Source organism: Rhodococcus sp. ARC_M12 (genome assembly GCF_022810385.1).
In the GTDB taxonomy this organism is placed as follows: Bacteria; Actinomycetota; Actinomycetes; order Mycobacteriales; family Mycobacteriaceae; genus Rhodococcoides; species Rhodococcoides navarretei.
The window spans coordinates 36,322-50,559 of the sequence record NZ_JALGQI010000014.1; the positions used below are offsets into that span (position 1 = coordinate 36,322).

General features: G+C 63.9%; 12 protein-coding genes and 1 tRNA gene. 8 read left to right on the forward strand and 5 right to left on the reverse strand.

The annotated features are described in order from the left end of the window. Positions 1 to 882 carry an iron uptake transporter permease EfeU gene (efeU, locus tag MTX35_RS17795; RefSeq protein ID WP_243596247.1) on the reverse strand — a complete coding sequence of 294 codons (882 nt, stop codon included), beginning with the start codon at positions 880 to 882 and terminating at the stop codon, positions 1 to 3. Positions 883 to 1,059: 177 nt separating this feature from the next. Between efeU and MTX35_RS17800 the strand changes: the two genes are divergently transcribed. The 7 genes from MTX35_RS17800 (at position 1,060) to MTX35_RS17830 (ending at position 7,065) form a co-directional block, all read left to right on the forward strand. Continuing rightward, positions 1,060 to 1,782, forward strand: a complete 723-nt coding sequence (locus MTX35_RS17800; RefSeq protein ID WP_243596248.1) for a lytic murein transglycosylase — start codon at positions 1,060 to 1,062, stop codon at positions 1,780 to 1,782. Positions 1,783 to 1,870: 88 nt separating this feature from the next. Beyond that, complete coding sequence (gene eno, locus MTX35_RS17805) at positions 1,871 to 3,157, forward strand: phosphopyruvate hydratase (protein ID WP_243596249.1); 1,287 nt, start codon at positions 1,871 to 1,873, stop codon at positions 3,155 to 3,157. Positions 3,158 to 3,191: 34 nt separating this feature from the next. Continuing rightward, the gene (locus tag MTX35_RS17810) at positions 3,192 to 3,905 is read left to right on the forward strand and encodes a septum formation initiator family protein (RefSeq protein WP_243596250.1); all 714 of its coding nucleotides are present in this window, start codon (positions 3,192 to 3,194) and stop codon (positions 3,903 to 3,905) included. Further along, positions 3,902 to 4,432, forward strand: coding sequence for a DUF501 domain-containing protein (locus MTX35_RS17815; RefSeq protein ID WP_243596251.1), 531 nt, complete (start codon positions 3,902 to 3,904; stop codon positions 4,430 to 4,432). The genes MTX35_RS17810 and MTX35_RS17815 overlap by 4 nt, the downstream gene beginning before the upstream one ends. Then, positions 4,429 to 5,373: a Ppx/GppA phosphatase family protein gene (locus tag MTX35_RS17820; protein ID WP_243596252.1), complete on the forward strand. Its 945-nt coding sequence runs from the start codon at positions 4,429 to 4,431 to the stop codon at positions 5,371 to 5,373. The genes MTX35_RS17815 and MTX35_RS17820 overlap by 4 nt, the downstream gene beginning before the upstream one ends. Before the next feature lie 116 nt (positions 5,374 to 5,489). Next, positions 5,490 to 6,947, forward strand: a complete 1,458-nt coding sequence (locus tag MTX35_RS17825) for a short-chain fatty acid transporter (protein ID WP_243596253.1) — start codon at positions 5,490 to 5,492, stop codon at positions 6,945 to 6,947. A 44-nt stretch (positions 6,948 to 6,991) separates the two neighbouring features. Beyond that, a tRNA-Leu gene (locus tag MTX35_RS17830) sits at positions 6,992 to 7,065 on the forward strand. A 463-nt stretch (positions 7,066 to 7,528) separates the two neighbouring features. Here MTX35_RS17830 and MTX35_RS17835 read toward each other — a convergent pair. The 3 genes from MTX35_RS17835 to MTX35_RS17845 form a co-directional block, all read right to left on the reverse strand. Then, a complete protein-coding gene (locus MTX35_RS17835) occupies positions 7,529 to 9,115 on the reverse strand; it encodes an alpha/beta hydrolase (RefSeq protein ID WP_243596254.1) in 1,587 nt (528 codons plus the stop codon). Positions 9,116 to 9,137: 22 nt separating this feature from the next. Beyond that, positions 9,138 to 9,779, reverse strand: coding sequence for a hypothetical protein (locus MTX35_RS17840; protein ID WP_243596255.1), 642 nt, complete (start codon positions 9,777 to 9,779; stop codon positions 9,138 to 9,140). Positions 9,780 to 9,962: 183 nt separating this feature from the next. Further along, positions 9,963 to 11,360, reverse strand: a complete 1,398-nt coding sequence (locus tag MTX35_RS17845) for an alpha/beta hydrolase (RefSeq protein WP_243596256.1) — start codon at positions 11,358 to 11,360, stop codon at positions 9,963 to 9,965. A gap of 291 nt (positions 11,361 to 11,651) precedes the next feature. On the opposite strand from MTX35_RS17845, the gene MTX35_RS17850 reads away from it, so the two are divergent. Next, complete coding sequence (locus MTX35_RS17850) at positions 11,652 to 12,293, forward strand: TetR/AcrR family transcriptional regulator (protein WP_243596257.1); 642 nt, start codon at positions 11,652 to 11,654, stop codon at positions 12,291 to 12,293. A gap of 42 nt (positions 12,294 to 12,335) precedes the next feature. Here MTX35_RS17850 and MTX35_RS17855 read toward each other — a convergent pair whose 3' ends face one another. Further along, on the reverse strand, positions 12,336 to 14,222 hold the full coding sequence (locus MTX35_RS17855; protein ID WP_243596258.1) for a S9 family peptidase: 1,887 nt from the start codon (positions 14,220 to 14,222) through the stop codon (positions 12,336 to 12,338). Positions 14,223 to 14,238 lie beyond the last annotated feature (16 nt).

Genomic DNA, 14,238 nt, shown 5'->3' on the forward strand with positions numbered 1-14,238 from the left:
TCAGGAGGATTGCAGAGCTGGCTCGGGGGTCGCGGGAACGCGAACCGGGCGGAGGAAGAGGTAGAGGACGACCACGATGTAGAGCACCCACGCGATCGCTTGGAACACAGTGGGTTCGGGCCGGAAGTTGAAGATGCCGGCGAGCACGGTGCCGTACCAGCTCGAGGCGTCGAAGTGTGCGGTGATGTCGAAGGCGACGGCACCGCCACCGGGCAGAACTCCGCCGATCTGCAGGGCGCGGATGCCGTAGGCCAGGATTCCGGCGGCGACCACGATGAGGAAGATGCCCGTGTATTTGAAGAACACGGCGAAGTTGATGCGCACCGCGCCGAAGTACAGAAACACCGTCAGCGCGGCAGCGACGACGATGCCGAGTAGGAGTCCGAGCAGTGGCCACAGGCTGCCGTTGGTGTTCTCGGCGTAGCCGACCATGAGCAACGCGGTTTCGACGCCCTCGCGGCCGACGGCGAAGAATGCCAGCGTCAGCACCGCGGCTGGGCCGACGGTCAGGGCCTTCTCCATGTTCGCCCGCAGTTCGCCGGAGATGTTCTTCGCGGCAGTGCGCATCCAGAGGACCATCGCGGTCACGATGACCACGGCCACGAGCGATGCTGCTCCGGCGATGATCTCGGCGGTCAATCCGGTGACGGTGGACGTGCCGTAGTGGATCACGAAGAAGATGGCGGCCACCATCGCGACGGCCAAGCCGACTCCCAGCCAGACCCATTTGAGAGCGTCGCGTCGGTCGGCCTTGACGAGGAACGCGACGAGGATCATTACCACGATGCCGGTCTCGAGGCCCTCGCGCAGCCCGATCAGGCAACTGCCGAACATCTGGGTGGCGATCGACGGCGTAGATCCTGCGGCGGCCAGTACAGACACGGATGGTGCTCCTGTTGTGCGTCGAACATTGGTACGCCTTGCCTCGCGAAGGGTAGGCGACCCTCATGCGTGAAGGTTGACAGAAACATACACCCTGGAGCACCGTCCGAATGCACGTTGACCTGCGGTTTTCTCCGCCTTTAGCTTTCTATTACCTTGCGTGTGCAGGATGGTGAGGTGATCTCACGAATCTGCGTGCTCGCCACCGCGTCGGTCCTCCTTGCGCTCACCGCGTGTGGCAGCGGCGAGCCGAAGCGTGAGATTCCCGAGGGTATTCCGCCCGGGCCCGGCACCGAGGTGCCTGCCATCGACTTCAATGCCCCGGGCCGGACAGCGGATCTGCTGCTCGCGTGGGCCGAACCTCAGACCGAGGCGCTGGGCATCTCGGTGACGGCCCTCGCGTCGTACGGGCACGCTGCCGCGATCATGATCGAGACCGATGCCGACTGCGGAATCGCCTGGACGACGCTGGCGGGCATCGGATACATCGAGAGTAGACACGGGACCTACCAGGGTTCGTCCGTGCAGCCCGACGGACTCGTCGCGCCGCCGATCCGCGGTATTCCACTCGACGGCGGGCCGGGCGTGGCGGAGATTCCAGATACGGACGGTGGCGTCATGGACGGTGACACCGTATTCGATCGGGCCATGGGCCCCATGCAGTTCATCCCCGAGACGTGGAAGAAATGGGGCGTCGACGCCAACGGGGACGGCATCGCAGATCCAGACAACATCGACGACGCGGCGCTGACCGCGGCGCGATATCTGTGTGCACGCGGCGGTGATCTGCGGACGGCGCAGGGCTGGGAGAGCGCCTTGATGGCGTACAACCTCTCGGGCCAGTATCTGCGTGACGTGCGCGATCGAGCGGCCGCGTACTCGGTGGGCACCAGGCCGTAGAAACTCCGTGCATCGCGGGCAGTGCGAGGGAGCGGCTAGTCTTGCACCCGGCACAGTCCGCCGGTCCCCGTTACTAGGAGAAGCATTCGTGGCCATCATTGAGCAGGTCGGAGCTCGCGAGATCCTCGATTCCCGTGGCAACCCCACGGTTGAGGTCGAGGTCGCATTGGACGACGGGACGTTGACCCGTGCAGCCGTTCCCTCCGGCGCATCCACCGGTGAGCACGAGGCCGTCGAGCTTCGTGACGGCGGAGACCGCTACGGCGGCAAGGGCGTCGAAAAGGCAGTCAACGCGGTCCTCGACGAGATCGCACCCGCGGTCATCGGCCTCGACGCCATCGAGCAGCGCACCGTCGACCAGGCTCTGCTCGACCTCGACGGCACCCCCGACAAGTCTCGCCTCGGCGCGAACTCCCTGCTGGGTGTCTCGCTCGCCGTCGCGAAGGCCGCCGCAGAGTCCACCGGCCTCGAGCTGTTCCGCTACCTCGGCGGCCCGAACGCCCACATTCTGCCCGTCCCGATGATGAACATCATCAACGGTGGCGCACACGCAGACAGCGGCGTCGACGTGCAGGAATTCATGATCGCGCCGATCGGTGCGCCCACGTTCAAGGAATCGCTGCGCTGGGGTGCCGAGGTCTACCACGCACTCAAGTCCGTGCTCAAGGCCAAGGGCCTGTCCACCGGACTCGGTGACGAGGGCGGCTTCGCTCCCGACCTCGCCGGCACCAAGGCAGCCCTCGATCTCATCCTCGAGGCCATCGGCAAGACCGGCCTGAAGCCCGGCCAGGACGTCGCCCTCGCCCTCGACGTGGCAGCCACCGAGTTCTACACGGCAGGCACCGGCTACGCCTTCGAGCGTGAGACCAAGACCGCCGAGCAGATGTCGGCGTTCTACGGCGAGCTCGTCGATGCCTACCCGCTGGTCTCCATCGAGGATCCGCTCGACGAGAACGACTGGGACGGCTGGGTTGCACTCACCGAGTCGATCGGCGACAAGGTGCAGCTCGTCGGTGACGATCTCTTCGTCACCAACCCCGAGCGTCTCGAAGACGGCATCGTGAAGGGTGCCGCCAACGCGCTGCTGGTCAAGGTCAACCAGATCGGCACGCTCACCGAGACCCTCGACGCCGTCGATCTTGCGCACCGCAACGGCTACAAGACGATGATGAGCCACCGGTCCGGCGAGACCGAGGACACCACCATCGCTGACCTGGCAGTTGCCGTCGGCAGCGGCCAGATCAAGACCGGTGCTCCGGCTCGAAGCGAGCGCGTGGCCAAGTACAACCAGTTGCTGCGTATCGAAGAAGCTCTGGGCGATGCGGCGCGTTACGCCGGCGAGTTGTCTTTCCCCCGGTTCAATTACGAGGGATAGCGAACAGGCACGTATGGCACGAAGTGGAGAGTGAATGATGGCACGGCGCGGCAGGTCCGGGACCAGTCCAGGTGGACGTGATCCCCGACCCCGCGGCCGCTCCTCCTCTTCGAGTCGGTCCAAGGCCGGGGGCGTCTATCGCGACGGGAACGCCTCCGGCCGGCAGGCCACCCCACCGGAACCTTCCGAGCAGGTGCGCGACGCGGTGGTCGGCGGCAAGGCCGCTCCCCGGCGCGTCGGTGCCCGTCGACCGAAGATCCCCGAACGGACGTTCTTCGGACTGTCCACGGGACGAGCCGTCGTTCTCGGTGTCGTGGTGTGTGCGCTGGCGTTGACGTTGGCTGTGCCGCTGCGCACGTACTTCTCGCAACGCAGTGAGCTCGAGTCCGTGTTGGCCGAGCGGGCAGCGCTGGAGAAGGACGTAGAGGCTCTGCGGGTGCAGAAGTCTCAGCTCGACGAGCCGTCCCGCATTGCGGCCGATGCACGTGAACGACTGCGTTTCGTCATGCCGGGGGAGACGCCGTACCAGGTGCAGCTGCCCGGCGACTACTCGCCGAGCTCCGAGGACCTCGCGGTGGACGACACTCCGACGGGTCCGTGGTTCACCGAACTGTGGAACACCGCGGTCGAGCCCCAGGGTTCGGACGAGCCGCAGGAGCCGACGTCCGCACCGATGCCTCTCGTACAGCCAGAACCCGCACCGGCTCCGCCGCCGGTGCCAGAACCAGAAGGAGGACCGGTCGGGTGAATTCCTCGGCAGTCTCGCAGGAAGATCTCGATGCGGTCGCATCGCAGCTCGGACGTGAACCGCGTGGCGTACTCGAGATCGCGTACCGATCTCCGGACGGCAAGCCGGGTGTGGTGAAAACCGCCCCGAAGCTGCCCGACGGCACGCCTTTTCCCACCCTGTTCTATTTGACGGATCCGCGGCTGACGGCCGAGGCCAGTCGCCAGGAATCGGCCGGAGTGATGCGGGAGATGACCGAGCGTCTGGGCACCGATCCCGAATTGGCTGCGGCATACCTGCGCGCCCATCAGTCCTATCTGGCCGAGCGCGACGAGATCGAATCTCTCGGAACGGATTTCACTGGCGGCGGCATGCCCGATCGGGTCAAGTGCTTGCACGTACTGATCGCGCACTCGTTGGCCAAGGGCCCGGGCGTCAACCCGCTCGGTGACGAGTCTGTTGCGTTGGCAGCCGAGAACTCGTTGCGCGGCAAGGCTATTCCGGCCGATTGGCCGACCATCGAAGAACTACGTGCGGAGAAACAATGACCAGGGTTGCAGCAATAGATTGCGGCACCAACTCGATCCGCCTGCTCGTCGCCGACAACAACGGGAAGTCCCTCGCCGACGTCTCGCGTGAGATGCGAGTGGTGCGGCTCGGGCAAGGCGTCGACGCGACGGGAGCCTTCGTGCCCGAGGCGATCGAGCGCACCCGGGTGGCATTGGTGGAGTACGCAGAGATCATCCGTAAGACCGGGGCGACGGCGGTGCGGATGGTCGCAACCTCGGCTACGCGCGACGCGTCGAATCGCGAGGATTTCTTCTCGATGGTGCGCGAGGTACTCGGCAAGGTCATCCCCGGTGCCGAAGCCGAAGTGATCACCGGCGACGAAGAGGCGCGGTTGTCCTTCGCCGGTGCGGTCGGTGAACTCGACTCTGCTGCAGGGCCTTTCCTTGTCGTCGATCTGGGCGGCGGTTCCACCGAGCTCGTGCTGGGCGACGCCAAAGGCGTGAAGTCGGCGTTCTCGGCGAACATCGGTTGTGTGCGCCTGACCGAACGATTCCTGCATTCGGATCCTCCCACCGCGGACGAGATCAACGGTGCGCGTGAGTATGCCCGCGAGAAGTTGGCGGAGGCATTCGAGGAAGTGTCGATCGGCGACGCGTCGAGCTGGGTGGGGGTGGCCGGCACGATGACGACTATCGCGGCTATCGCCAAGGAACTGCCCGAGTACGATGCAGACGCGGTGCACCTGTCACGTGTGCCCTTCGATCAGCTCTTCGAGGTGTGCGAGCGACTGATCGGCATGACGCATACGCAGCGAAGTGCGTTGGGCCCCATGCATCCCGGACGGGTCGACGTCATCGGCGGCGGTGCAATTGTGTGCAGCGTATTGGCCGAGGAATTCGAGCGACGCGGTGCCGTGAGCTCGTTGACCGTCAGTGAGCACGACATCCTCGACGGCATCGCGATGTCCATCAAGATCTGATCTGCAATTCTGCAGATGCGGTCTGCGGCGATGTAGGTTGCATCGCTGCATGTTTCGGTGAAACCTTACAGGTGCTGTGGCCTACGTCACGGCTTCCTTCTAGGTGAGGACCACCGATGACGTCACCCGCCGAACAGGCACCGGCACCGGCCGACCAGGCGCCGGCCGAGAAAGGGCTGGCTCGCGTAGCGCAAGCGCTCGCCAAGGGGACCGAGAAGTGGTTCCCCGATGCGTACATCTTCGCCCTCGTCGGCGTGGTGGTCGTTGCCGTCGCCGCCTTCGCCAACGGCTCGTCCCCGCAGAATGTGGTCGACGCGTTCGGAAACGGCTTCTGGGACCTGACTGCGTTCACGCTGCAGATGGCGATGGTCGTTCTGACCGGCTACGTCGTGGCCACATCTCCACCGGTCGCCAGATTGATCACCCGATTGGCGCAGGTGCCTAAGAGTTCCAGTAGCGCAGTCAGTTTCGTGGCTCTGCTGTCCTGCTCGGTGTCCTTCCTGAACTGGGGCCTGAGCCTGGTGTTCGCCGGGCTGCTGGCCCGGGCCATCGCGCGACGCGACGATCTGCGGACGGACTACCGCGCACTCGGAGCTGCGGCATTCATGGGACTCGGAGCCGTGTGGGCCCTCGGAATGTCGTCATCGGCTGCGCAGTTGCAGGCGACGGCCAGTTCGCTTCCGGCGACGCTGCTTTCGGTGACGGGTGTACTCGACTTCGGAACCACCATTTTCACGTGGCAGTCGTTGCTGATGTGCGTGATCATCATCGTTCTCACGGTGGCCATCGCGCACTTCTCTGCACCCAAGGGCGCGGCGATCAAAACCGCCGAGGACATGAACGTCAGTTTGGACGACACCGTGTCCGAGCCTGCTCCGCGCAGTCGACCAGGGGAATGGCTCGAGTACAGCAGAATTCTTCCACTCTTCGTGGGCGCGATGACCCTGGGATGGCTTGTCTCCCAACTGTTGACGCTGCCGGTGCTGTCGGTGGTCAGTAGCCTCAACGGGTATCTCCTGGTGTTCCTGATGCTCGGGCTCGTACTGCACGGCACTCCGCGGCGCTTCCTCGATTCGGTCAGCAAAGCGGTGCCCGCGACCGCCGGCATCTTGGTGCAGTTCCCGCTCTACGCCGCAATGGCGGCGATGTTGACCGAAGCGGAGGGTCGGGGAGGCGTCACGATCTCCGAGCACCTTGCGAACTTCTTCACCGACATCGGCAGCGGTGGCGGATTCGCCGTGGTCATTGCGATCTACACCGTTGTGCTCGGCCTGTTCGTTCCATCCGGCGGCGGCAAGTGGCTCGTCGAAGCGCCGTACGTCATGCAATCCGCGACAGACGTGCAGATGAACCTCGGCTGGACCGTCCAGATCTACAACGTGGCAGAGGCGTTGCCGAACCTGATCAACCCGTTCTTCATGCTGCCCTTGCTGGCAGTTCTGGGTCTGCGAGCGCGAGACTTGATCGGATTCACGTTCCTGCAGTTCATTTTCCACTTCCCGGTGGTCCTGCTGCTCGTGTGGCTCCTCGGTATGACCTTCGACTTCGTGCCGCCGGTCATCCCGGCGCAGTAGTAGCCCGATATGATCGTCACCGCTGGAGCGCGACTCCAGCGGTGGCCCCTATAGCCCAATTGGCAGAGGCAGCGGACTTAAAATCCGCACAGTGTCGGTTCGAGTCCGACTGGGGGCACTGGAGTCCATCTGGATCCAGATTTCTGGACCAGGACAGTGCTTTTGGGGTGGTACCGTGGACTTCGGCGGTCTACCACGGATTTGAGTGGACAACCGAGACAACGGATTTCAGATCCGCCTATTCGTGACATTTTCCGTCGTCAAATCTTCGTATTCGTGCAGCTCAGGCCTAGTTTCCTGGCGGACTGTTTTCTTCGCGTGCGGCTCGGTGTCACGAGGTTGTTACAACTGGATCTGACTGACCTGTTCAACCTGCTCGACACCCGCGGTCTCTCATCTTCACCAATCGAAGAATTTGCAACTGTTCCCGCCACGGTAAGCACGAACCCAGCGAGGATGATCCATGATGCGTAGCCGAGGCGCGCGGCATTGCACGCCGATACGATTGCGGCAGTTCGTGATTGAGCGCCGGGACGGCTGAGCAATCGAGCGGATCGGGCCCGCTCGATGGCTCAGCAGGCTCAGATGGTGCAGCGTGCACCTTCATCCGGCAGTTCGAGGTCGATCAGGTAGTCGGCGATCGCTCCATCGACACAGGCGTTGGCGGAGATGATCGTCCCGTGCTGGTTGGCCTCGACCGTGAGCAACCGCGCCCCGAGTGTGTCGGCCAGGCTGATGCCTCCTTCGTGAGGCGTCACGGGGTCTCCGGTGGCCGAGACCACGAGCACCTCGGGAAGCCCGTCGATGTCGGTGGCGTAGGGGTATCCGAGTGTGGGCTCGGCCGGCCAGAACTCGCACCCGTCCTGCGCATGGGGAGTGGATCCGGGGTCGAGGAACGGCACTGCCTCGTTGAGATCGTGGCCGAGCTGGGCCATCTCTTCTTCGGTGAACCGTTCCTCGTCGAGGCAGTTGATGGCGAAGAGCGCTTCGAACGAATTGGTGTACTCCCCATTGTCGGACCGGCCGTAGTACCCGTCGCGGATCGCGAGGAGGGCGTCGGGTCGTCCGGCTTCGAGCTCCGTCAGCCCCGCGATGATGGCGGGCCAGCTGGCTTCGGAGTAGAGGCCGGAGACAATTCCTTCGCTGGCGGCGAGGAAGCCGAATTCTCGTCCGTCGGCGGCCACCAGCGGTTTTCTGTCGAGAGGCTGGAGGAGCTCCTGGGCTGCGGCGGTCGCCTGCGTCGGGTCGGTGCCGAGCGGGCACGCGGCCCGAGTCACGCAGAAGTCGGCGAAACGCTGGAACGAAGCCTGCAGTCCTTCGCTGAGCTGGATCCTGCGATCCGCGGTGTCCACGAGCGGATCCACCGCGCCGTCGAGGACGAGTGCACGGACATTCTCGGGGAACATCTCGGCGTACACCGAGCCGAGTCGAGTGCCATAGCTGACTCCCGCATAAGTCAGTTTGTCGTCGCCGAGCGCGGAGCGGAGCACATCCATGTCGCGAGCGACATCCCGGGTCCCGAGATGGGCGAGTACCTCTGTGCTACCGGAGCCGGCGGCGCATTTGTCGACGATGGCGCGCGCGGATTCTTCGGTCCACTCGCCGAGAGCAGACAGGGGTGCGTCGGCGTCGCGCTCCTCATCGGAGTAGCAGTCGATTGCCGGTGTGCTGAGACCGACTCCGCGCGGATCGAAGCCGACGATGTCGAAGCGTTCGGGGATGGGGCCTCCGGTCCACAGGGCGTTGACGAGCGGGGCGAGCGTCGTCCCCGCCGCTCCGGGACCGCCCGGGTTCAGTAGGACGGAGCCGATCGGGTTGCCGCCGGTGGCGGAAATGCGCGAGATGGCGATCTCGATGGTCGCGCCGTCGAGGTTGTCGTAATCCATCGGCACGGTGAGCATCGCGCATTCCGTCTTCTCTGCCGCCTCGACGACTTGGGGAACGGGAGGCTGGGAGTCCACGATGCTGGCATCGCACGCCCCGAACTCGAGCTCCTGCGCCATGAAACGTTCGAGGCCCACCTCGTTCGCGCTGTCATCATTGTTCGGTGCCGCACCGGAACATCCGGTGAGCATGAGCACTGAGGCAGCCGCCGCCATCACCGACTTCGGCCATCGCCGTCGTTCGTCGTCCTTCGATCGTGAATCTGGGGGAGTCGTGCGGGTCATGGTGGTGTTCCTTCGGTGGGGTTCAGCTGGCGAGTTCGTCGATCCAGCTCGATCGCATCCGTAGAGCTCGTTCCGTGCTCCCGATGACAGCGGCGAATCCGATGATCAGGTTGACGTGGAGCGGCAGTCCGATGGGTGAGGTGAATGTTCCGATCGAGTCGGCGATGGGGGGAATGAGAGAGAGGGATGCGATGATCTGCGGCACCTCCACGCAGAGGCCGCCGATGACGAGCAGGATCGAGATGAGACCGATGACGCGACTCGGACCGGGGTGCCGGTGGTGCAGCCGAGCGCGGCGTCCTTCTGCGGATGCGGGATCGGGAGACAGCTGCTGTTCGGTGCCGTCCTCACGCACGTAATGGCAGCGCTTGAGCCCGAATCCGGTAGCTGCGACCTCGATGCGCCCACCGGGGACGGGGAAGCGGGTCGGCATTTTTGCGTACGACTGCAGTGCGCCGTCGACGTAGAGGCGAGCGCGCACCTCACCGTCCTTCGCGTCGCCCATGTGGCGAACATCGACTGCGTAGACCGATGTTGTGCCGTCGTGTGCGGACAGTGATATGGATCGGAGCGATCTGCCGAACATCTGCCACCAGCGGTACCGGCGGAGCGGTTCACCCGATCCGGCGCGAACGCGGCGGTAGCGCCACTGCTTGATGCCCATCTGCTCGATCCTCGCCCTCTACTAGTACAGCGTGATAGTCGCTGATGACGCTAGCACACTGTGATGGAAAATGGTCACGGAAAAGCAGGCGCGAATGTTGAGTAGAAGCAACCAGGCGCGTGCCCAGATCCGCAGGGCGCAGCGATGCTGGGCGAGACACCCACGGTGTGCTCGAGCATGGCTCTACAGAGCGCAACGCAAGTCGCCGTCGGGAGTGGTGAGATCGACGAGATAGCGTTCGACGATCGAGTTGACGCATGGGTTCGCTGCGGTGGTGGCACCGTGCTGTTCGCCGTCCACGGTGAGGAGTCGCCCGCCGAGGTTCTCTGCCAGTGCCACGCCGCCTTCGTGTGGTGTCAGTCCGTCGCCGGTGACCGATACCACGAGTGTCTGCGGGAGGCCGGTGATGTTCTCGCCGTAGGGATAGTCGAGTATGTGTTCGTCAGGCCAGCCCTCGCATCCGTAATGTGTGTCCACGTCGAAACCTGGGTCCATGTACGGTGCCGCGGAATTGATCTCGGCGACTGTGGATGTCGTGTGCTCCGGTGTCGGTCGTATTTCGTCGAGGCAGTTGATGGCGAGCGTAGCTTCGGAAGAGTTGGTGTACGTTCCGTCGGGTCCCCGCTGCGCCGAGAGATCTCGCAGCGCAAGCAGTACCTCACCGCGTCCGGCTCGTAGCTCTGCCAAACCGCGGATGACGCTGTCCCAGGCCTGGTTCGAGTAGAGACCGAGGGTGATGGCCTCGATCGCCGAGTAGTAGGTCAGCCGACGACCGTCAGCAGTCCGGACCGGATTGTCGACAAGTGGTCGAAGCAAGTCCTGGGCCGCATCGGTCGCTCGGGCCGGATCGCTTCCCAAGGGGCAATTGCCTCGTTCGATGCAGTAGCGAGCCAGCTCGTCGAAGGAACGCTGCACGCCGGAAAACGTCTGGATCTGGCGTTCGAGAACATTCTTGCGCGGGTCGACTGCGCCGTCGAGAACCATCGCGCGGACCCGGTGCGGAAACTGTTGCGCATAGATTGTGCCCAAACGTGTTCCGTAGCTGGCACCGAGGAACGTCAGCTGCTCGTCGCCGAGCGCCGCGCGCAGGACATCGAGATCTCGGGCCACGTTCTGGGTACCCATCTGTCCCAGGACATTCATACCGCCGCTGCGTCGAGCGCACTGATCGAGAACCGAGCGGGTCGATTCCGCGCTCCAGGCCAACGCCCCAGCGGGAACTCCGGACACGATGGCGTCATCGTCTCGTTCCTGGTCGGTGTAGCAGTCGATGGCCGGTTGCGAGGTCCCGACTCCGCGTGGGTCCATCGATACGATGTCGAAGTGTTCGCGAGCGGGACCGTTGCCCCAGGAGTCTGCGACCGCGGTCACGAATCCGAGACTCGGGGCTCCCGGGCCGCCGGGGTTGACCACGACCGATCCGACGCGATCGTTCCCGGTGGCTCGAATGCGGGAAATCCCGAGTTCGATGGTGGGCCCGTCGACAGTCGCGTAGTCGAGCGGTACTTCGAGCGTTGTGCACTCGACCCTGTCGTCGGCAATGCCAGTGACAGCAGGGTCGCACGCAGAGAAATCGAGCATTTGCTGTTCGTAAGGTGTCGGTGCAGGCGAAGGCTGCGGCTGAACCGAGGGCGGTGCGCTGCACGAGGTGAGAGCCCACAATCCGGCCATCGTCACTGCGGCCGTTTCGAGCATTGCCGTCCGGCGGCTGTGATCCTTCCGATTCCGGTGGGATCGACTGTGAAGCATCGTAATTCCTCTCTCGGAGGCTCGGCGGCGCAGGTGCGAGCGCTGTGTGGTTCTCTTCCAACGGCGCGACTAGTACGGCGTGATAGTGAGCTCAAGGTATCACGCTGTACTAGAGTCGGGGAGGTGTCGGACAATGTGGAGACTCGAAAAAGCGAACCCAGTACCAAGGACCGAATTCTGATCGCGGCCGCGACGATGGTGTCCGAGGATCCGGGTACCCGGATCAGCGTCCGAGCGGTCGCCGCGCGAGCAGGGGTCAGTACCGGATCACTGCGTCATTTCTTTCCCACGCAGCGAGCGTTGATGGACGAAGTCGCCGCGGGAATCACCGGACTGGTGGCGAGCAAAAATGTCATCGAAGACGGCACTGTGCCTGCCGAGGAGAGACTGTTGGCGTGTATGCAGCAGGTGTTGTCAGCCACCGGGACCGGTGAGCAAGCCCGAGATACGTGGCGACGGACGTTCGGCACGTACCTCAGCGCGGAGCTCAACGCCGATGCCATCGACACGTACCTCGCTTTCAGCGCGGCCGGACTCCGGCACATAGAACACTGGCTGGACGTCCTCGACAAAGAAGGTGCCCTGCCGCCGGGTGACAACACCCAGCGCGCCGCCTACCTCAACGTGGTACTGGACGGGCTCTCCGTAGCACGAGCCCTCCCGACCGACGCTACTCGAATTCGCTCGGAAACAGACGTTCTGCAGCACGCCATTTCGATGCTTTTTCACACCACTGCACCCATGCCGAAGGGCGACTCGGACTGACTTCGACGACGAGCTTCCGATCCACATCCACTGTGCTTCCGATCATGGCAGACTACGGCCGCCGAGGTGTTGGGCGAGAAATTTCTCCACCTCGCGGTAGTAGCGAATACTGTTCTCCGGGTTGACGAATCCGTGGCCTTCGTCGTCGAACACGAGGTAGTCGACGTCGACGCCACGTGACCGCAGTCGCTCGACGACGTTGTCCGATTCTGCCTTGACGACCCGAGGATCGTTGGCACCCTGCGCAATCAGGAGCGGCGCGCGTATCGCGTCGAGCTTGGAGATGGGTGATCGTGCGAGCATGTCGGCCAGTTGATCGGGATCAGTGGGGTCGCCGACGAATCGGTGCCAGCTGTTGACGATTCCGGGACCGATGAAGGCCGGTTGGGTGCGCATGAAGTTCGACAGGTCCGAGATGCCGACGCAGTCGATCGCGGCGGCAAACGTGTCGGGGGTGAACGATGCGCCCACCAGCGCCGCATAGCCGCCGTAGGAACCACCCATGATGGCCACCCGCTCGCGATCGGCGTACCCCGCCTCGACCGCCCAGTTCACTGCATCGATCAGATCGTCGTGCATCGCGCCCGCAAATTCACCGACCCCGGCGTTCATGTGCGCTGTGCCGTATCCGACCGACCCGCGAAAGTTGACCTGCAACACTGCATATCCGCGGTTCGCCAGCATTTGCGAGATGGGATCGAAGTTCCACGAATCCCGATACCAGGGGCCGCCGTGCACCACCAGAACCATCGGCAGACTCTCGGGTTCCACGCCGACCGGAAGCGTCAGATACGACGGCAGAGTCAGCCCGTCACGCGCCTGGATACTCACCGGCACCATCGGGGCCATGTCTCCGGGATCCAGGTGTGGGTAGGGGCGGAACAGTCGGCGACTCGATCCCGTGTTGTGATTGTAAAAGTAGGTGACGGACGGATCGCGGTCGTGGACGAAGCTGACAATCCATTTCTGTCCGCTCTCGTCGCAGGACAGTGCTCCGATGTCACCGTCGAACAGTTGCTCCAAATTCTTCAGTATCTCTGCGAAACCCGGTTCCAATGCATGGATCACCTGGCGTTCTCCCAGGTACCGAACACCGATGAGCTCTCCGGTTGCACTGTCGCAGATCAGCGGTGGCGAGGTCTGCTCGACGGCTCGTCGCGCACCGTCGAGTTCGAGTGTCGGGTGACTGTCGACGACGGTCTCCTCACCGGTCTCGAGGTCGAGGCGGATCAGATAGGCCAAGTCGCGCCCACGATTGGAACCGAGCCACATGCCGGTACCGTCTGCGGTGATCTGCATCGGATTGATGCCCATCGGGTAATCGGTGCCGTCGAACGACGCCACCGTGGTTTCTGCGCCGGACCCGTCCAACCGGGTGATGTCGATGGTGCCGTCGGCGGTCATCGCGAAGACGAACACCTTGCCGTCGGAACCGAGCATCGGATACCGGCCGACGCCCGGGCTCTGCCGGATCATCGTCAATTCACCTGTGGCGATCTCGATTTCGTAGAGATCGAACTCGGCGATGTTTCTCGCATTGATCAGGACGGTGTACACCCCTGCCTTGCCCCGCACCGGTTCGATGGCCACCGCGCGAGAACCGGGGAACGGCGTCAGATCGACTGTCGTCGCATCTGGATCCTCCAGGTCGACCCGGAACACGTGGTTGTTCTCGTCACCGCCGGTGTCCTGCAGATACAGCAGCCAGCGAGGGTCGTCCGTCCACCGGAAATCGTGCACACTGCGAGTCTCGTCCGCGGTGACGCAGCGTGGTTCGCTGCCGGGCGCGAGGTCCTCGATCCACACGTTCAGTCGGTTCTTCCACGGCGCGAGAAACGCCATCGTGCTGCCGTCCGGTGACATCGTGGCACCGGAGCGAACGGGTGGGCCGAAGAAGTCCTCGACCGAGATCAGTGGGGGTGCAGTCATGATTCGTCCTTTCGTT